This is a genomic window from Pseudomonas sp. RA_15y_Pfl1_P11, from assembly GCF_963970975.1.
GTDB classification, from domain to species: domain Bacteria; phylum Pseudomonadota; class Gammaproteobacteria; order Pseudomonadales; family Pseudomonadaceae; genus Aquipseudomonas; species Aquipseudomonas tritici.
Window position 1 is genome coordinate 404,846 of the sequence record NZ_CAXAOY010000001.1, and the last position, 16,960, is coordinate 421,805.

Consider the following 16,960-nt stretch of genomic DNA (forward strand, 5'->3'; position numbering starts at 1 on the left):
TCCTCTAAAGCAAAAACGGGCGCGAGAGTATATAGCTCTCACGCCCGCATTTATATGACCGCTGAGGTCAGCGGACTTTACCTTCGGCTTGGGTCAGCTCTTCCTTGCTGAAATCATCCACGTCGATGACCTTGCGCCGTGCCGCTTCGGCATCACGCAAAGATTGCGCCTCGGCCGGTTGCAATACCCCGGCGTGCAGCGCGGCGTCGATGGCATGTTCCCCGGCAGCCGGTTTGACCTGGCCGCTTTTTAACGCAGTGTGCAGTTTTTTCTGCAGTGGATGGCTCGCGCCGAGCAGGTCGTAGGCATGCTGCAGGGCGCCCACTGGGTCTTCCGCAGATTGCGGGCGGTAGCAGCCAGCGAGCAGTTCTTCCAGGGTTGGGTCGCCTTTGGCACGGCCGATTACCGCGGCCACTTCGGCATCCAGTGCATCGGACGGACCGGTATGGCGACGGCCGAACGGGAACACGATCACCCGCAGCAGGCAGCCCAGGACCCTGTTCGGGAAGTTGCTCAGCAGTTCATCCAATGCCCGCTCCGACTCGCCGAGGCTCTCTTCCATGGCCCAGGTGAACAGTGGTTGCAGATGATCCGGTGAATCGAGGTCGTGATAACGTTTGAGTGCGGCCGAGGCCAGGTACATATGGCTCAGTACATCACCCAGGCGTGCCGACAGGCGTTCGCGGCGCTTCAGCTCGCCCCCCAGAAGCATCATGCTCAGGTCGGCCAGCAGCGCGAACGCGGCAGCCTGACGGTTCAATGCGCGGAAATACCCCTGGCTCAAACGGTTGCCCGGCGCTTTCTCGAAATGACCTACGCCGAGGTTCAGCACCAGGGTGCTGGCGGCGTTGCTCACGGCGAAACCGATATGTTGCATAAGCAGGCTGTCGAATTCCTTCAGCGCCTGGTCATGGTCTTCGCGACCGGCCAGGGCCATTTCCTTGAGCACGAACGGATGGCAACGGATGGCGCCCTGGCCGAAGATCATCAGGTTGCGCGAGAGGATATTCGCGCCTTCCACGGTGATGAAGATCGGCGCACCTTGCCAGCTGCGGCCCAGGTAGTTGTTCGGGCCCATGATGATGCCCTTGCCACCGTGCACGTCCATGGCGTGGCTGATGCACTCGCGGCCACGTTCGGTGAGGTGGTACTTGAGGATCGCCGACAGTACCGAAGGTTTCTCCCCCAGGTCCACGGCATTAGCGGTCAGCATGCGCGCGCTGTCCATCAGCCAGGCGTTGCCACCGATGCGGGCCAGGGCTTCCTGGATGCCTTCGAAGGCCGACAATGGCACGTTGAACTGTTCGCGCACCTGCGCATATTGGCCGGTCACCAGGCTGGTGAACTTGGCGGCGCCGGTCCCGACGGCGGGCAGTGAAATCGAACGGCCCACCGACAGGCAGTTCATCAGCATCATCCAGCCCTTGCCGAGCATTTCCTGGCCGCCGATGAGGTACTCCAGGGGAATGAACACATCCTTGCCGGAGTTGGGGCCGTTCATGAAGGCGGCGCCGAGGGGGAGGTGGCGGCGGCCGATTTCCACGCCGGGGGTGTCGGTCGGGATCAGCGCCAGGCTGATGCCCAGGTCTTCTTCTTCACCCAGCAGGTGGTCTGGGTCATGGGCCTTGAAGGCCAGGCCCAGCAGGGTCGCGACCGGGCCGAGGGTGATGTAGCGTTTTTCCCAGTTCAAGCGCAGGCCGAGGGTTTCCTTGCCTTCCCATTCACCCTTGCAGATCACGCCGGTGTCGGGCATGGCGCCAGCGTCGGAACCCGCCAGCGGGCCGGTCAACGCAAAGCAAGGGATGTCATCGCCACGGGCCAGGCGCGGCAGGTAATGGTTACGTTGTTCGTCGGTGCCGTAGTGCAGCAGCAGTTCGGCCGGGCCGAGGGAGTTGGGCACCATCACGGTGGACGCAAGGTCGCCGCTGCGGGTGGCGAGTTTCATCGCGACTTGGGAGTGGGCATAAGCCGAGAAGCCCTTGCCGCCATATTCCTTGGGAATGATCAGCGCGAAAAAGCCGTGGGTCTTGATGTGTTCCCAGGCAGCCGGCGGCAAGTCCATGGCCTGGCCGATTTCCCAATCGCTGACCATGGCGCAGAGTTCTTCGGTCGGGCCGTCGATAAAGGCCTGTTCTTCTTCGGTCAGTTGGACCTTGGGATAGGCCAGCAACTTGTCCCAGTCAGGGCGACCACTGAACAGCTCGCCGTCCCACCACACCGTGCCGGCTTCGATGGCGTCGCGCTCGGTTTCGGACATCGGCGGCAGGACTTTCTGGAACCAGCTGAATAGCGGCTTGGTGAAGTATTGGCGGCGCAGATCGGGTAGCAACAGCGGCGCGGCCACAACCGCGATCAACACCCAGAAGATCAGCAACAGCCAGCCCGGTGCGTGGCTCCAGGCGCCCATCGCCAGCAAGTACACGGCGACGACGCCAAGGGCGGGCAGGGGGGCGACGCGGCGGTGTGCGAGGTAGGCAATGCCGACCACCAGCACCAGTATCCACAACAACAGCATATTCAATCCTCCGTGAAACCAGGGGCGAAACCACCAGGGAGCTTAGTCGGCATCCGAGCAAGCGGGGTGATCAGGGTGTAACGAGATTTGGCCGATTCGTCGTTAACTCCACGGCAGGCCTGTGGTTAGACTCTAGGCTTCCTTCGGAGATAACACTCATGGATACGTACCTGAGTTCCAGCCGCTTCATCGATAGTGACCACCCTGCGGTGGTGGAGTTCGCCGAAAAACATCGCGGAACTCGTGCGAATTTAAGTGACCAGGCAGTCAGCCTTTACTACGCCGTGCGTGAGGCGATTCGCTACAACCCCTACACCTTCAGTCGCGATCCAGACACATTAAATGCCAGCTTTGCCCTGTCCACCGGCGAAAGCTACTGCGTGCCCAAGGCCACGTTGCTCGCGGCCTGTGCCCGCCACTGCGGCATCCCGGCGCGCATCGGCCTGGCGGACGTGCGCAATCACTTGTCGACCCCGCGCCTGCTCGCCTTGCTCAAAAGTGACGTGTTTGCCATGCACGGTTATACCGAGCTTTACCTAAATGATCGCTGGGTCAAAGCCACGCCCGCGTTCAACAGGCAACTGTGCGATGTGTTCGACGTGCCGCCGCTGGATTTCGACGGGATCAACGACAGCGTTTTCCACGCTTTCAACCGCCAGGGCCAGCGTTCGATGGAGTACGTGGTCGACCATGGGCAATTCCCTGACGTACCCGAGGCGTTTTTCTTCGCCCATATCCAGCAGTGTTACCCGCATCTGTTTGCCGAGGATATGCCGCCCCTGCTTGGCGATATGCACAGCGATTTGAGCCGCGCCTGAACCGGCGTATGCTGCTGCGTTCATCCAGCCATGTTCATCAACAATGAAGGCGCGGTCATGCTGAAAATCTGGGGTCGTAAAAATTCATCAAACGTCAGGAAAGCGCTGTGGTGCGCCGAGGAGCTCGGCCTGGACTATGAGGCAATTGATGCGGGCGGGGCTTTTGGTGTAGTCGACACACCGCAATACCGAGCGTTGAACCCCAACGGTCGGGTGCCGATGATCGAAGACGGCGACTTTGTGCTGTGGGAATCCAACACCATCGTGCGTTACCTCTGCGCCAAACAGGCGTCCAACTGGTACCCGAGTGACTTGAAAGCCCGCGCCAACGCGGAGAAGTGGATGGACTGGACCACTTCCACTTTCGCCGAACCCTTCAAGATCGTGTTCTGGGGCGTGCTGCGCACCCCGGCCGAAAAACAGAACTGGGACAGCATCCACGCCGGGCGCCAAACCTGTATCGATGTGCTCAAGACCGTTGACGAGGCGCTCGCCGCGCAGCCGTATCTGTCGGGCAATGAGATCGGCATGGGCGATATCCCCTTGGGCAGCTTCATCTATGCCTGGTTTGAAATGCCCATTGAACGGCCTGAAATGCCCCATCTAGAGGCCTGGTATCAGCGCCTGCAACAACGGCCGGCCTACCGCAAAGCGGTCATGACCGTGTTGACTTAATACTGACTATTAATACAGGTGACTGTACTTGTGCCGCGCGTGCAAGCACCATGCCTGCCATGCATCGCAGGTTGAACTACCTGCGCTGCGCCCTCATCTACTCTTTCTATTCCCTTCTTTTGGTGCGTATCCCGATATGAGTTCCGCTCTGTCCATCCGGCAGCTAACCAAAACCTACGGCAACGGTTTCCAGGCCCTGAGTGGTATCGATCTGGACGTTGCCGAAGGTGACTTCTTCGCCTTGCTCGGCCCCAACGGCGCCGGCAAATCCACCACCATCGGCATCCTCTCGACCCTGGTTAACAAGACCAGCGGCTCGGTGAATATCTTCGGCCATGACCTGGACAAATCCCCGGCGGCGCTCAAGCGTTCCATCGGCGTGGTGCCCCAGGAATTCAACTTCAATCAGTTTGAAAAGACCTTCGATATCGTCGTGACCCAGGCGGGCTACTACGGCATCCCGGCGAAAATCGCCAAGGAGCGCGCCGAGCAATACCTGACCCAACTGGGCCTGTGGGACAAGCGCGATGTGCCCTCACGCTCGCTGTCTGGTGGCATGAAGCGCCGCCTGATGATCGCCCGCGCGCTGGTGCATGAGCCGCGCCTTCTCATCCTTGATGAGCCCACTGCTGGCGTGGATATCGAGCTGCGTCGTTCGATGTGGACATTCCTCACCGAGTTGAACGAGAAAGGCATCACTATCATCCTCACCACCCACTACCTGGAGGAGGCTGAGCAGTTGTGCCGCAACATCGGCATCATCGACCATGGCACCATCGTCGAGAACACCAGCATGCGTAACCTGCTGGGCCAGTTGCACGTGGAAACCTTTTTGCTCGACCTGAAAAATAACCTGTCGGTGGCGCCGCAACTGATGGGCTACCCAAGTCGTCTGCTGGACAGCCACACCCTGGAAGTGCAGGTGGACAAAGCCATGGGCATCACCGCGCTGTTTACGCAGTTGGCGACCCAGAACATCGAAGTGCTGAGCCTGCGTAATAAAACCAATCGCCTTGAGGAGTTGTTCGTGTCCCTGGTGGAGAAAAATCTGGCGAAGGTGGCGGTATGAGTTCCGAACTGCAACCCAACCTCGTCGCGCTGCAAACCATCGTCTATCGCGAAGTGAAGCGCTTTACCCGGATCTGGCCGCAGACCTTGCTGCCGCCGGCGATCACCATGGTCCTGTACTTCGTGATCTTCGGTAATCTGATCGGCCGGCAGATCGGTGACATGGGTGGTTTCACCTATATGGAATACATCGTGCCGGGCCTGATCATGATGTCGGTGATCACCAACTCCTACGGCAACGTGGTCTCCAGTTTCTTCGGCAGCAAGTTCCAGCGCTCGATTGAAGAATTGATGGTGTCGCCGGTGTCGCCACACACCATCCTGATCGGCTACACCGCCGGTGGTGTGCTGCGTGGCCTGATGGTCGGCGTGATCGTGACCTTGTTGTCGCTGTTCTTCACCCACCTGCAAGTGCATCACCTCGGGCTCACCATTCTGGTGGTGGTCCTGACGGCGACGATCTTCTCGCTGCTGGGTTTCATCAACGCCGTGTTTGCACGCAACTTCGATGATATTTCGATCATTCCGACCTTCGTGCTGACGCCGCTGACCTACCTCGGTGGCGTGTTCTACTCGATCAGCTTGCTGCCGCCTTTCTGGCAGACCGTATCGCTGGCCAACCCGGTGCTGCACATGGTCAACGCCTTCCGCTACGGTATTTTGGGTGTGTCGGATATCAAGATCAGCGTGGCGATTACGTTCATGTTGGTGGCGACCGTGGTGCTGTATATGGGCTGCGCGAAGCTGCTGGTGAGCGGGCGCGGGATGCGTACGTAAGCGCGGACCTAAACGCGGTCTAAAATGTGGGGGCGGGCCCGCTCCCACATTTGGTTTTGTGCAAGGGCTTCAGACCTTCAGTGCCAGTTCGATCAGGCTATGCAGCTGTTCAACCGTCAGCGGCGAGGTCGAGAATAGAATACGAAACACCGTTGGCGCCGCCAGCAGGTTGATTAGGTGATCCACGCTCGGCGGGCTGCTGTCCGGATAGCGATCGACAATCGCCTGAAACTGCCCGCTCAGGATGCTCACGCAGTAGCCTGGCGTAATCATGCACTGCACATCACGCATCATGTTCCGCCCAGGCTCTGAACTCATCTCATCCAGATACTGCTCGGCCCAGGCCTGCAAATCGCCGCGCAGGCTGCCGGTGTTCGCCGGCTCGCTGTCCGGGCGCATCCGTGCTAACGCCACATCCGCCAGCAACACAGAAAGGTCGCCCCAACGCCGGTAGATGGTCGACGGCGTCACCCCCGCGCGCGCAGCGATCATCGGCACGGTGACGCTGGAGCGCTCATGGGCTTCGAGCAGTTCACGCACGGCTGAATGGACGGATTCTTGTACCCGGGCACTGCGGCCCCCCGGGCGGAGGCCTTCTTTTATCGCCATGTGTAAAACCTTAACACAAAGAATTTGCTTTAAGCCCAGCCTGGTAGCACACTCCGCAAAAGCAAAGTATTAGCTTTAGCGGAGTGTGCGCATGCCCAACTTTATTTCTCAGCGTTCCAGCCTGGTGTTCCTTGCGATCACCTTGCTGACGTTTCTTGCCGCCTCCAGTGCGCCGACGCCGTTGTACCACCTGTATCAGGAAGGCCTGCATTTTTCCGCAGGCATGCTCACGCTGATCTTTGGTGTCTATGCGCTGAGTCTCCTGGCGGCGCTGCTGACCGTCGGCTCACTATCGGATCACCTGGGGCGCAAGCCGGTGATCTTCGCTGCATTGATCCTTAACATGCTGGCGATGCTGCTGTTTATCAATGAAGGCAGCGTGGCCTGGTTGATCGCCGCACGTACGCTGCAGGGCTTTGCTACGGGCATGGCCACTGCCGTGCTGGGCGCAGCACTGCTCGACACGGATCGCCAGCAAGGTCCACTGGTCAACAGCGTGGCGCCGCTGCTGGGCATGGCGTGCGGTGCGATGGGCAGCAGTCTGCTGGTGGAATTCGCGCCGCTGCCGACCCAGTTGATCTACTGCACGCTGTTCGTGTTGATGCTGTTGCAGGCCGTGTACGTATGGCGCCTGCCGGAAACCGTCAGCCGTATCCCCGGCGCACTGGCTTCGCTGTGTCCGACCTTACATGTACCGCCGCAAGCGCGCCGGGCCTTGTGGTTGTCGCTGCCGGTGGATGTGGCGGTGTGGGCGATGGGCGGATTCTACCTGTCCCTGGCGCCGTCACTCGTACGGGCCGCCACCGGTTCGACCTCCAACCTGATCGGCGGCGGCCTGGTGGCGGTGTTGACTTTGAGCGGCGCATTGATGATCTTCACGCTGCGCAATCGCCCGGCCGACAAAGTGCTACGCCTTGGGGCCGGCTTGCTGGCAGTCGGTGTGGCGCTGATCCTCACGGCCGTGCACAGCGCCAGCCTGCCTTTGTTTTTTATCGCCACCCTGATCGCCGGCAGTGGGTTTGGCGCAGGCTTCCTCGGTGCCCTGCGCAGTGTGGTGCCGCTGGCCTTGTCCCATGAGCGTGCGGGTTTAATGTCGGCGTTTTATGTGCTGAGTTACCTGGCGTTCTGCCTGCCGTCTTTGCTGGCGGGCAACCTGATTCGCAGCTTTGGTTTGATCGTCACCACCGATGGTTACGGCGCGGTACTCATCCTGCTGTCCCTCGGCGCACTGGTCGGGCTGCTGTTGCAGGATTCGGCGCGCGCCAAGGCGACGACACGCGGCTGATAGGTAATAATCGCCTCTCGTATCGCCCGACCGAGATTCAAGCATGAAGATCATCCGCAGCAAGGACTTCACCGGCAGTCGCGCCTGGGAGGCGCTGGATATCGCCAATATGAACGGCATCACCACGCGCCTGCACTGGACTGACCAGCCGTATCGCTGGCACATCAATGACGGCGAGGAAGTGTTCGTGGTGCTGGATGGCCGCGTGCAGATGCACTACCGCGACAACGGCTTCGAACAGGTGGCGGAGTTGGGCGTAGGGGATATCTTCTATGCCAGTGTCGGCACCGAGCATGTGGCCCATCCCCAAGGCCCGGCGCGTATTCTGGTGATCGAGTGCGAAGGCAGCGTTTAGGCCATATCTACAAAGTAGATAACAGATAGAGATATTACCCGTTATATAGATATTCGATCAGGTTCTATCATGGTCTCAACCTCATGTGAGGAAGAGGATTGCCATCATGACCTGCTCGAATACCATCAGTTATAAACCCTTCAGTTACCTGACCCGTCCTCGGGAAGTGATTCGCCAGTTCACCCCCAACTGGTTTGCCGCGACCATGGGCACGGGCGTGCTGGCGCTGGCGCTGGCGCAGTTGCCGGTCAACCTGCCAGGTTTGTACGCCATCGCCGAAGCGCTGTGGTTGTTCACCGTCGGCCTGTTCGTGTTGTTCAGCGTGTTGTACGCAGCCCGCTGGGTGATGTTTTTCCACGAGGCGCGGCGGATTTTCGGGCACTCCACGGTGTCGATGTTCTTCGGCACTATCCCCATGGGGCTCGCGACCATTCTCAATGGCTTGCTGCTGTTCGGCCTGCCGCGTTGGGGCAGCGACGTGATCCCGCTGGCTGAAGCGCTGTGGTGGCTGGATGTCGCGATGGCCTTGGCCTGCGGCGTGCTTATCCCGTTCATGATGTTCACCCGCCAGGAACACAGCATCGACCAGATGACTGCCGTTTGGCTGCTGCCCGTGGTTGCCGCCGAAGTCGCCGCCGCCAGCGGTGGCCTGCTGGCCCCGCACCTGGCGGACGCCCATTCGCAACTGGTGATGCTGGTGACCAGCTACGTGCTGTGGGCGTTTTCCCTGCCGGTGGCGTTCAGCATCCTGACCATCCTGATGCTGCGCATGGCCCTGCATAAATTGCCCCACGCCAATATGGCCGCGTCGAGCTGGCTGGCGCTAGGCCCCATCGGCACCGGTGCCTTGGGCATGTTGTTGCTGGGGGGAGATGCGCCGGCGATCTTCGCGGCCAATGGCTTGCCGGGTGTCGGTGAAATGGCTAACGGCCTCGGGCTGGTGGCAGGCATTACACTGTGGGGCTTTGGCCTTTGGTGGATGCTGATCGCCGTACTGATTACCCTGCGCTACCTGCGCGCCGGTATCCCGTTCAACCTGGGTTGGTGGGGCTTCACTTTTCCCTTGGGGGTTTACGCCTTGTCCACACTGAAGTTGGCGAGCCTGCTGCACCTGGGGTTCTTTAGTGTATTCGGCTGTCTGTTGGTGGTGGCGTTGACGCTGATGTGGCTGATCGTCGCTAAACGCACGGTGCAGGGCGCCTATAAAGGTGAGCTTTTTGTTTCGCCATGCATTGCAGGACTAGCGAATAAGTAAGCCGGATTAGGTAAAGTCGTGGCCTGAATCGATAACAGGCCACGCAGGAACACGGACGATGAGCCACCCCTCGCAATTCACCTTGCTGCGCACACGGCGTTTCCTGCCGTTTTTCATCACCCAGTTGCTGGGTGCGTTCAACGACAATATCTTCAAGCAATCGCTGATCCTGGCCATTCTCTACAAGCTCACCATCGACGGTGACCGGTCCATTTGGGTCAACCTCTGTGCCTTGCTGTTCATCCTGCCGTTCTTCCTGTTTTCGGCGCTGGCCGGGCAGTTTGGCGAGAAGTTCAACAAGGACGCATTGATCCGCGCGATCAAGATCGGCGAGATTGTGATCATGGCCGTGGGCGCGACGGGCTTCCTGACCAACCACCTGGAATTGATGCTGCTGGCGCTGTTTGCCATGGGCACCCACTCGGCGCTGTTCGGTCCGGTGAAATACTCGATCATGCCCCAGGCCCTGCACGACGATGAGCTGGTAGGTGGCAACGGCCTGGTGGAAATGGGCACGTTCCTGGCGATCCTGGCCGGTACCATCGGCGCTGGAATAATGATGTCGTCCACCCATTACGCACCGGTGGTAGCCGTGGCGATCGTCGGTGTGGCGGTATTGGGTTACCTGGCCAGCCGCAGTATTCCGCGGGCGGCGGCGTCGACCCCAGCGTTGCGCCTGAACTGGAACATTTTCAGTGAATCCTGGGCCACCTTGCGCCTGGGACTGGGGCAGACGCCGGCCGTTTCGCGCTCAATCGTGGGTAACTCGTGGTTCTGGTTTGTTGGCGCGATTTACCTGACGCAGATCCCGGCGTACGCCAAGGAATGGCTGTACGGCGACGAAACCGTGGTCACGTTGATCCTCACGGTGTTCTCTGTGGGGATCGCCCTCGGCTCGATGCTTTGCGAAAAACTCTCCGGGCGTAAGGTGGAAATCGGCCTGGTGCCGTTCGGCTCATTCGGCCTGACCGTGTTCGGCCTGTTGCTGTGGTGGCATTCCGGCGGCTTCCCGCAGAACGTGCAGGCCAACGATTGGCTCGCGGTGCTCAGTTACGGCCAAGCCTGGTGGGTGTTGTTCGATATCCTCGGCCTGGGCGTGTTCGGCGGCTTCTATATCGTGCCGCTGTACGCGTTGATCCAGTCGCGCACCGCCGAGAACGAGCGTGCGCGGGTCATCGCTGCCAACAACATTCTTAACGCACTGTTCATGGTGGTCTCGGCGATTGTGTCGATCCTGCTGCTGAGCGTGGCCAAGCTGTCGATTCCCGAATTGTTCCTGGTGGTGTCGCTGCTCAACATCGCGGTTAACACCTACATCTTCAAGATCGTCCCCGAGTTCACCATGCGTTTCATGATCTGGCTGCTCAGCCATTCCATGTACCGCGTGGAGCATCGCAACCTGGAAGCGATCCCGGACGAAGGCGCGGCGCTGCTGGTGTGCAACCACGTTTCATTTGTCGATGCGCTGCTGATCGGCGGCGCGGTGCGTCGGCCGATTCGCTTTGTCATGTACTACAAGATCTACCGCTTGCCGGTGCTGAACTTTATCTTCCGCACGGCCGGGGCGATTCCGATTGCCGGGCGTCACGAAGACATCCAAATCTATGAAAAGGCCTTCACGCGGATTGCGCAGTATCTGAAGGACGGGGAGTTGGTGTGCATTTTCCCGGAGGGCAAGTTGACCGCCGATGGCGAGATGAACGAGTTTCGCGGTGGCGTGACGCGCATCCTGGAGGAGACGCAGGTGCCAGTGATTCCGATGGCGTTGCAGGGGTTGTGGGGGAGTTTTTTCAGCCGCGATCCGAACAAAGGGTTGTTTCATCGGGTCTGGTCGCGGGTGGTGTTGGTGGCGGGTGAGCCGGTGACGGTAGAGGCCGCGACGCCTGCGCAGTTGCAGGAAAGGGTGGGGGTGTTGCGGGGGAGTGTCAGGTAGTTTTTTCTGGCTTCAAGGCCCTCATCGCAGGCAAGCCCCCACATCTGAGCGTATCTACAAATCCAAATGTGGGAGCGGACTTGTCGGGTCGCCGCATCGCCGCGATTGCGGTAGTGGCTTAAGTACTGATCTTCAGGCCAATAAGCCCGCAAATGATCAGCGCGACACTGGCCAAGCGGAACAGCGCCATGGATTCCCCAAACAGGATAATCCCGGCGATCACGGTGCCCACGGCACCGACTCCGGTCCAGATCGCGTAGGCGGTGCCCAGGGGCAGTTCCTTCATCGCCAGCCCCAGCAGGCCAAGGCTTACGGCCATGGCGGCAATCGTTAGGGCAGTGGGCAGCGGCTTGCTGAAACCGTCGGTGTATTTCAGGCCGACGGCCCAGCCAACTTCAAACAGGCCCGCAAAAAACAGAATGATCCAGGACATGATGACCTCCTAACGCTAGGTGGGGTCGTCCCCGGATTAGGCGCTTGAAAGCGTCACGGGGTCGTCCCCGCGAAGCTCGTAAGAGTGCCCAAAAGTGATCGACTGATCAAGTTTGCGGCGTGTTCTCCAAGGCGCGACGGTCTTCCTTCTCGCTCATGCGGCGCAAGTAAGTCGAGAGCAACGCCCCGGAAATATTGTGCCAGACGCTGAACAACGCACTCGGCACCGCCGCCAAGGGCGAGAAATGCGCGCTGGCCAATGCGGCACCCAGCCCGGAGTTCTGCATGCCCACTTCCAGCGCCAGCGACTTGCGCTGCGCCAATGGCAACTTGAACACGCGGCCAGTGAAGTAGCCCAGCAAGTAACCGAAGCTGTTGTGCAGCATCACCACAACCATGATCAACAGGCCCGACTCGGCGATCTTCGCCTGGCTGGCGGCAACCACCGCCGCGACGATGATCACGATGCTCACCACCGACACCAGTGGCAACACATCCACCGCGTGGCGTACCCGATCACCGAGCACGCGCTGCGCCAGTAGGCCGAGCACGATCGGCAGCAGCACCACTTGCAGGATCGACCAGAACAACTCCATGAACGACACCGGCAGCCAGGCCGACGCCAGCAGCCAGATCAACGCCGGCGTAAACAGCGGGGCGAGAAGGGTGGTGACGGCGGCGATGGCGACCGACAGCGCCAGGTCGCCGCGGGCCAGCCAGGTCATCACGTTGGAGGAGGTGCCGCTTGGGCAGCAGCCGACCAGGATCACGCCAACGGCAATTTCCGGCGGCAGGTGGAAGGCCTGGCACAGCAACCAAGCCACGCCCGGCATGATGACGAAGTGTGCGACCACGCCCAATGCCACGCGCCACGGATGGCGGGCGACTTCGGCGAAGTCATCAATCTTGAGGGTCAATCCCATGCCGAACATCACCAGACCCAGCAACGGGACGATGGCGCTTTTCAGTCCGATGAACCAGCCGGGTTCGAGGAAGGCGACGACGGCGAAAATCAACACCCAGTAGGCGAAGGTATTGCCAACGAAGCGGCTCAAGACGGCGAGTGCGCGCATGGGGGTGTCCTTGTTATTAGAGTGCTGGAGGTGGCAACTCGATCAAATGTGGGAGCTGGCTTGCCTGCGATAGCATCAACTCGATTCAACTGAAGACCGAGGTGCCTGCATCGCGGGCAAGCCCGGCTCCCACACTGACCGTGCCCACATAAGATCTAATTAGCTTTTAGATACCCTGTGGGGTCTCTTCACCGCCGAGTGCTTCGACCAGCGCAGGGATGAAGTCACCAAACGTCAGCATCATCAGGGTAAAACTCGCATCCAGTTGGCCCAGGGCTTCTTCACCGCCATCCTGTTCCGCCTGGTCTTGCAGCAGGTCTTCGAACTTCAGGCGCTTGACCGTCATCTTGTCGTCGAGCATGAAGGAGAGCTTGTCTTGCCAGGCCAGCGACAGTTGGGTCACGACTTTGCCGGTGGTCAGGTGCAGCTGGATCTCTTCACCGGTCAGGTCCTGGCGCTTGCAGCGCACAATGCCGCCGTCTTCATGGGTGTCGCGCAGTTCGCACTCGTCGAGCACGAAGAAATCATCCGCCGGCTTCTGGGTGGTGACCCAGTCGGTCATGATCGCGGTTGGTGCGGTTTTTACCGTCAGCGGGCGAACCGGCAGGGTGCCGATCACTTCACGCAGTGTGGACAGCAAGTCCTCGGCGCGCTTGGGGCTGGCGGAGTTGACCAGGATCAGGCCCTGTTTCGGCGCGATCGCGGCAAAGGTCGACGAGCGACGAATAAAGGCGCGCGGCAGGAAGGCCTGGATGATTTCATCCTTGATCTGGTCGCGTTCCTTCTTATAGACCTTGCGCATTTGCTCGGCCTCGATCTCTTCGACTTTCTCTTTCAGTGCGTCACGCACCACGCTGCCCGGCAGGATGCGTTCTTCCTTGCGCGCGGCGATCAGTAGGAAGTCACCGCTGACGTGAACCAGGGGAGCGTCTTCACCTTTACCAAAAGGCGCGACGAAACCGTAAGTGGTCAACTCCTGGCTGGCACAAGGGCGCGCCAGTTTGGTGGCCATGGCCGCTTCCAACGCCTCGGCATCAACAGGCAGATCTTGGGTCAGGCGATAGATAAGCAGGTTCTTGAACCACATGGGGCGAGTCTCTCCTTTATACAAAGGGGGGCATTATTCTCTTGATAACGTCCCAGGCCAACCCTGCCTAAGCCATTGGAAGCTATCAAAAAAAAGATTTAAGAAAGTGCTTGCCAGACCTAGGGCCGCTCCGTAGAATGCGCGCCACACCGAAACGAAGGGTGATTAGCTCAGCTGGGAGAGCGTCTGCCTTACAAGCAGAATGTCGGCGGTTCGATCCCGTCATCACCCACCATTCGCTTCATGTGTTACGCGCAGCGGTAGTTCAGTCGGTTAGAATACCGGCCTGTCACGCCGGGGGTCGCGGGTTCGAGTCCCGTCCGCTGCGCCATATTCGGTTATCTGGAACGCTGAACGCCAGGTACCACAGGAAGCCCGCTCATTGAGCGGGCTTTTTGCTGTCTGGGCTTTGCAAAAAAAACGCCGCCGATCATTTCCGATGGTCGGCGGCGTTTTTTATTGGGGGATCAGAAATTCCAGTGTGTGATCACCATGAAATTGCGTGGCTCACCGTAAGCGGCGGAGTTATGGAAGCCGATGTTGGTGTAGTAAGACTTGTCGAAGATATTGTTGACGTTCAGCGTCGCCGACAGGTTTTTGCTGACCTGATATTGGGTCATCAGGTCGACCAGCCAATTGGCGTCCTGGGAGAGCTCTTCATCGCCGCCATGGGGAGAGTTATAGATGTCCTGCGCCAGGTCAGCGGCACTTTGGCGGCAGTCGAGCTTGCGCCACAGCCAGGTGAGCAGCCAGGCATGATGCTCGCTGCAGAGCTGGGTGATTTCCCTTTGGAAGGGCAGTTCACCCACAGACATAAGCGTGGCTCAGGCGTTATTGAGAATAATTTTTAATTGTGCGGTTAAGCGCCCGGTAAACCCAATAGACTCGTATTTGCGCGAGCAGAAGCCCGTTTTTACGGGGTTTCGCCGGGCTCTGGAAAAAATCAAAAATAAAGTGCATTTAAATCAAGACATTGCGAATTTTTGGTGTATGATGCCGCCCACACCGAAAGTGAAGGGTGATTAGCTCAGCTGGGAGAGCGTCTGCCTTACAAGCAGAATGTCGGCGGTTCGATCCCGTCATCACCCACCATTCGCTTCAAGTGTTACGCGCAGCGGTAGTTCAGTCGGTTAGAATACCGGCCTGTCACGCCGGGGGTCGCGGGTTCGAGTCCCGTCCGCTGCGCCATATTCGGTCACCTGGAACGCTGAACGCCAGGTCACCACAAGAAGCCCGCTCATTGAGCGGGCTTTTTTTCGTCTGCGATTTATCCGCCTTACGCTTCGCCGTTGTGCACTGCATGTCGCCCTGAACTGTGCTGGTGCGCCATGACGTGAAGGAATACCCCTATGCAGATTGGTTGATTGCGTCCCTGGCCGCTTAAACGTTTATCTATAGCTACGCGAAGACTTCCAGGCGAGTCACGGCAGCAGGATGCTGCGGTGCCCGCTCTCTAAGATAAGAATAGTCTGCAAGGGGAATGGCTCTCTATGAAGTATCCACTGCGTCCGTTGGTGTTCTGGCCAACGTTCCTGATCCTGCTGGCGGCGGTGATCGCCAGCTATGTCGACTTGAATGCCTTCCTGGCGATCAGCAAACAGCTCAATAACCTAATCCTGAAAAACTTCTCATGGCTGTTCAGTGCCGGCTCGTTTGCCATGGTGGTGCTGACGGCGATCGTCTACTTCTCCGCGTTGGGCAAGGTGCGTATCGGCGGCGAAGACGCCCAGCCATTGCTGCGCAAATGGCGCTGGTTCATGGTGGCGCTGTGCACCACGCTCGCAGTGGGCGTGCTGTTCTGGACCACCGCCGAACCGCTCTATCACCTGTATGGCCCACCCACCAGCCTGCCGATCGAAGCGGGCAGTTCGGCGGCGAAGACCTTTGCCATGTCGACGATGTTCCTGCACTGGACCATCACCCCCTACGCCATTTACCTGGTGCCCTCGCTGGTGTTTGCGCTGGTGTTCTATAACCGTCGCAGCAACTTCTCCATTGGCGCCATGCTCGAGCCGCTGCTGGGCGCAGCGCGGGTCAAGCGCTACGCCGGGCTGATCGACACCCTGGCGATGTTCGCCCTGGTGGCGGGCATGGCCTCATCCCTGGGCACTGGCGCGCTGACCCTGGCCGGTGGCCTGGCCCAATATATCGGCGGTGAAACCACGCCGTTCCGCCTGGCCATCATCGTTGCGATCATCGTCATCACCTTTGTCGCCTCGGCCGCCAGCGGCCTGCAGAAAGGCATTGTGATGCTGTCCTCGTTCAACACCTGGATCATGCTGGGGCTGGGATTGTTTGTGCTGCTGTGCGGGCCGACCTTGTACATGTTCAGCCTCGGCGTCGAGTCCCTTGGCGTGTACCTCGACACCTTCTTCAGCCGCAGCCTGTTCACTGGCGCCGCGAGTGGCGACACCTGGCCGCAGAGCTGGACGGTGTTCTACTGGTCGGTGTGGTTTGCCTGGGCGCCGGTGAGCGCGCTGTTCCTTGGCAAGATTGGCCGTGGCTATACCGTGCGCGAATTCATCCATATCAACATGCTCTACCCGGCGCTGTTCACGGCGATATGGATCTGCATTTTCTCCGGCACCAGCCTGTACTTCGATGCCCTCGGCGACGGCAGCCTCAACCGTGTGCTGAACGAGCAGGGCGTGGAGCACGTGCTGTACCAGATGTTCCAGCAATTGCCGGCCAGCGGCCTGATGATCGCGTTCCTGCTGTTAGTAGCGTTCATCTCGTTTGTCACGGCGGCGGACTCCAGCACCGATGTGATCGCCAACCTGTGCAGCAAAGGCGTGACCGCGGACTCCGATCTCGACGGCAACCCGCTGCTGAAGATCGTCTGGGGCCTGATTATCGGCACGGTGTCGTGGGTCATGGTCGCGTTTGTGGGCATCGACGGGGTGAAGATGCTCTCCAACCTCGGCGGTTTGCCCGGGATGATCCTGGTGTTGTTGGCCAGTACCTCGCTGATTTTCTGGTTGAAAAATCCCGCGTTGCTGGATGTGAAACGCCTTCAGCGGACCCCCGAAATGCAATCGCGTGGCGCCAGCCCGGTGCCGGATTTCGCCCGCTGATCGA

At 59.7% G+C, this 16,960-nt stretch carries 14 protein-coding genes, 4 tRNA genes and 1 pseudogene; 13 read left to right on the forward strand and 6 right to left on the reverse strand.

Annotated features, from left to right (window positions below; translation table 11 throughout):
* Positions 1 to 67: 67 nt before the first annotated feature.
* The gene (locus tag AACY44_RS01935; RefSeq protein WP_339414641.1) at positions 68 to 2,515 is read right to left on the reverse strand and encodes an acyl-CoA dehydrogenase; all 2,448 of its coding nucleotides are present in this window, start codon (positions 2,513 to 2,515) and stop codon (positions 68 to 70) included.
* 158 nt (positions 2,516 to 2,673) lie between these two features.
* Between AACY44_RS01935 and AACY44_RS01940 the strand changes: the two genes are divergently transcribed.
* The 4 genes from AACY44_RS01940 to AACY44_RS01955 all read left to right on the forward strand — a co-directional run bounded on the left by AACY44_RS01940 (position 2,674) and on the right by AACY44_RS01955 (position 5,853).
* The gene (locus AACY44_RS01940; protein WP_339414640.1) at positions 2,674 to 3,333 is read left to right on the forward strand and encodes a transglutaminase-like domain-containing protein; all 660 of its coding nucleotides are present in this window, start codon (positions 2,674 to 2,676) and stop codon (positions 3,331 to 3,333) included.
* A 57-nt stretch (positions 3,334 to 3,390) separates the two neighbouring features.
* Entirely contained in the window at positions 3,391 to 4,008 is a 618-nt protein-coding gene (locus AACY44_RS01945) for a glutathione S-transferase family protein (RefSeq protein WP_339414639.1), read from the forward strand.
* Positions 4,009 to 4,144: 136 nt separating this feature from the next.
* The gene (locus tag AACY44_RS01950; RefSeq protein WP_049709188.1) at positions 4,145 to 5,077 is read left to right on the forward strand and encodes an ABC transporter ATP-binding protein; all 933 of its coding nucleotides are present in this window, start codon (positions 4,145 to 4,147) and stop codon (positions 5,075 to 5,077) included.
* Positions 5,074 to 5,853, forward strand: a complete 780-nt coding sequence (locus AACY44_RS01955; RefSeq protein ID WP_339427800.1) for an ABC transporter permease — start codon at positions 5,074 to 5,076, stop codon at positions 5,851 to 5,853. Before AACY44_RS01950 ends, AACY44_RS01955 begins: the two co-directional genes overlap by 4 nt.
* A 69-nt stretch (positions 5,854 to 5,922) precedes the next feature.
* On the opposite strand, the gene AACY44_RS01960 is transcribed toward AACY44_RS01955, so the two are convergent.
* Positions 5,923 to 6,462: a TetR/AcrR family transcriptional regulator gene (locus tag AACY44_RS01960; RefSeq protein ID WP_339427801.1), complete on the reverse strand. Its 540-nt coding sequence runs from the start codon at positions 6,460 to 6,462 to the stop codon at positions 5,923 to 5,925.
* Between the two features lie 91 nt (positions 6,463 to 6,553).
* Here AACY44_RS01960 and AACY44_RS01965 point away from each other — a divergent pair, with 91 nt between their 5' ends.
* The 4 genes from AACY44_RS01965 (at position 6,554) to AACY44_RS01980 (ending at position 11,290) form a co-directional block, all read left to right on the forward strand.
* Positions 6,554 to 7,747, forward strand: coding sequence for an MFS transporter (locus AACY44_RS01965; protein ID WP_339414636.1), 1,194 nt, complete (start codon positions 6,554 to 6,556; stop codon positions 7,745 to 7,747).
* Positions 7,748 to 7,790: 43 nt separating this feature from the next.
* Positions 7,791 to 8,102, forward strand: coding sequence for a cupin domain-containing protein (locus AACY44_RS01970; RefSeq protein WP_028615765.1), 312 nt, complete (start codon positions 7,791 to 7,793; stop codon positions 8,100 to 8,102).
* A 106-nt stretch (positions 8,103 to 8,208) separates the two neighbouring features.
* Positions 8,209 to 9,357, forward strand: coding sequence for a TDT family transporter (locus AACY44_RS01975; RefSeq protein WP_339414634.1), 1,149 nt, complete (start codon positions 8,209 to 8,211; stop codon positions 9,355 to 9,357).
* A gap of 58 nt (positions 9,358 to 9,415) precedes the next feature.
* Positions 9,416 to 11,290, forward strand: a complete 1,875-nt coding sequence (locus AACY44_RS01980; protein ID WP_339414633.1) for an MFS transporter — start codon at positions 9,416 to 9,418, stop codon at positions 11,288 to 11,290.
* A gap of 118 nt (positions 11,291 to 11,408) precedes the next feature.
* On the opposite strand, the gene sugE is transcribed toward AACY44_RS01980, so the two are convergent.
* The 3 genes from sugE to rdgC all read right to left on the reverse strand — a co-directional run bounded on the left by sugE (position 11,409) and on the right by rdgC (position 13,882).
* The gene (gene sugE, locus AACY44_RS01985; protein WP_010211634.1) at positions 11,409 to 11,723 is read right to left on the reverse strand and encodes a quaternary ammonium compound efflux SMR transporter SugE; all 315 of its coding nucleotides are present in this window, start codon (positions 11,721 to 11,723) and stop codon (positions 11,409 to 11,411) included.
* 106 nt (positions 11,724 to 11,829) lie between these two features.
* Positions 11,830 to 12,795, reverse strand: coding sequence for a bile acid:sodium symporter family protein (locus tag AACY44_RS01990; RefSeq protein ID WP_339414632.1), 966 nt, complete (start codon positions 12,793 to 12,795; stop codon positions 11,830 to 11,832).
* Between the two features lie 166 nt (positions 12,796 to 12,961).
* The gene (gene rdgC / locus AACY44_RS01995) at positions 12,962 to 13,882 is read right to left on the reverse strand and encodes a recombination-associated protein RdgC (RefSeq protein ID WP_034103031.1); all 921 of its coding nucleotides are present in this window, start codon (positions 13,880 to 13,882) and stop codon (positions 12,962 to 12,964) included.
* A gap of 159 nt (positions 13,883 to 14,041) precedes the next feature.
* On the opposite strand from rdgC, the gene AACY44_RS02000 reads away from it, so the two are divergent.
* Both AACY44_RS02000 and AACY44_RS02005 read left to right on the forward strand, forming a co-directional pair.
* Positions 14,042 to 14,117 (forward strand) — tRNA-Val (locus AACY44_RS02000).
* A gap of 19 nt (positions 14,118 to 14,136) precedes the next feature.
* Positions 14,137 to 14,213: transfer RNA gene (locus AACY44_RS02005), tRNA-Asp, on the forward strand.
* A gap of 136 nt (positions 14,214 to 14,349) precedes the next feature.
* Here the strand turns inward: AACY44_RS02005 and AACY44_RS02010 are convergent.
* Positions 14,350 to 14,574: pseudogene (locus AACY44_RS02010) on the reverse strand (hypothetical protein); the annotation flags it as partial.
* A 324-nt stretch (positions 14,575 to 14,898) separates the two neighbouring features.
* Between AACY44_RS02010 and AACY44_RS02015 the strand changes: the two are divergent.
* From AACY44_RS02015 to AACY44_RS02025, 3 genes are all read left to right on the forward strand, one after another.
* Positions 14,899 to 14,974, forward strand: a tRNA-Val gene (locus AACY44_RS02015).
* Positions 14,975 to 14,993: 19 nt separating this feature from the next.
* Positions 14,994 to 15,070: transfer RNA gene (locus tag AACY44_RS02020), tRNA-Asp, on the forward strand.
* A 302-nt stretch (positions 15,071 to 15,372) separates the two neighbouring features.
* A complete protein-coding gene (locus tag AACY44_RS02025; RefSeq protein ID WP_339427803.1) occupies positions 15,373 to 16,956 on the forward strand; it encodes a BCCT family transporter in 1,584 nt (527 codons plus the stop codon).
* The last annotated feature ends 4 nt before the right edge of the window (positions 16,957 to 16,960 follow it).

What these genes read in the sequence shown, in the direction of transcription:
- AACY44_RS01935 (WP_339414641.1), bottom strand. Translation starts at nt 2,515, where the DNA reads ATGCTGTTGTTGTGGATACTGGTGCTGGTGGTCGGCATTGCCTACCTC.
- AACY44_RS01940 (WP_339414640.1), top strand. Translation starts at nt 2,674, where the DNA reads ATGGATACGTACCTGAGTTCCAGCCGCTTCATCGATAGTGACCACCCT.
- AACY44_RS01945 (WP_339414639.1), top strand. Translation starts at nt 3,391, where the DNA reads ATGCTGAAAATCTGGGGTCGTAAAAATTCATCAAACGTCAGGAAAGCG.
- AACY44_RS01950 (WP_049709188.1), top strand. Translation starts at nt 4,145, where the DNA reads ATGAGTTCCGCTCTGTCCATCCGGCAGCTAACCAAAACCTACGGCAAC.
- AACY44_RS01955 (WP_339427800.1), top strand. Translation starts at nt 5,074, where the DNA reads ATGAGTTCCGAACTGCAACCCAACCTCGTCGCGCTGCAAACCATCGTC.
- AACY44_RS01960 (WP_339427801.1), bottom strand. Translation starts at nt 6,462, where the DNA reads ATGGCGATAAAAGAAGGCCTCCGCCCGGGGGGCCGCAGTGCCCGGGTA.
- AACY44_RS01965 (WP_339414636.1), top strand. Translation starts at nt 6,554, where the DNA reads ATGCCCAACTTTATTTCTCAGCGTTCCAGCCTGGTGTTCCTTGCGATC.
- AACY44_RS01970 (WP_028615765.1), top strand. Translation starts at nt 7,791, where the DNA reads ATGAAGATCATCCGCAGCAAGGACTTCACCGGCAGTCGCGCCTGGGAG.
- AACY44_RS01975 (WP_339414634.1), top strand. Translation starts at nt 8,209, where the DNA reads ATGACCTGCTCGAATACCATCAGTTATAAACCCTTCAGTTACCTGACC.
- AACY44_RS01980 (WP_339414633.1), top strand. Translation starts at nt 9,416, where the DNA reads ATGAGCCACCCCTCGCAATTCACCTTGCTGCGCACACGGCGTTTCCTG.
- sugE (WP_010211634.1), bottom strand. Translation starts at nt 11,723, where the DNA reads ATGTCCTGGATCATTCTGTTTTTTGCGGGCCTGTTTGAAGTTGGCTGG.
- AACY44_RS01990 (WP_339414632.1), bottom strand. Translation starts at nt 12,795, where the DNA reads ATGCGCGCACTCGCCGTCTTGAGCCGCTTCGTTGGCAATACCTTCGCC.
- rdgC (WP_034103031.1), bottom strand. Translation starts at nt 13,882, where the DNA reads ATGTGGTTCAAGAACCTGCTTATCTATCGCCTGACCCAAGATCTGCCT.
- AACY44_RS02025 (WP_339427803.1), top strand. Translation starts at nt 15,373, where the DNA reads ATGAAGTATCCACTGCGTCCGTTGGTGTTCTGGCCAACGTTCCTGATC.